Source organism: Rhodoplanes roseus (assembly GCF_003258865.1).
GTDB lineage: Bacteria > Pseudomonadota > Alphaproteobacteria > Rhizobiales > Xanthobacteraceae > Rhodoplanes > Rhodoplanes roseus.
This window is the reverse complement of the sequence record NZ_NPEX01000785.1, coordinates 1-279: the sequence shown is the minus strand read 5'-3', so window position 1 is coordinate 279 and position 279 is coordinate 1. Positions and strand designations below refer to the sequence as shown.

Sequence of the window (279 nt, the reverse complement as noted above, 5' to 3'; positions counted from 1 at the left end):
TTGGGGGCAAGGCGCGCAATCATTGCGTCTTCACCAGCTGTTCGTCGCCAAAGCGGATCACCTTGACGGTGCTTGAACGGTTGCGGTCGATGGCGGTATCCGCATCGTCGGCATCCGCCATGCTCCGCAGCGCGAGCGACAAGGTCCCGCTGCTTGCGGCCGCCGTCACGACCTCGGCTTCGCGCGGGGTCACTTCCAGCGTCGCCGTCTTACCGATGACGACCGGCTCGCCCTCGCGCTCCTGCACGGTCTGATCGACGGCCAGAACGCGAATATTGC

The 279-nt window shown here is 65.2% G+C and carries 1 protein-coding gene; it reads right to left on the bottom strand.

Translation table 11 applies throughout. From position 1 onward, the window contains the following. Positions 1-19 precede the first annotated feature (19 nt). On the bottom strand, positions 20-279 hold a 260-nt coding region (gene cpaB / locus CH341_RS32395; RefSeq protein WP_111423763.1), incomplete at its 5' end, for a Flp pilus assembly protein CpaB.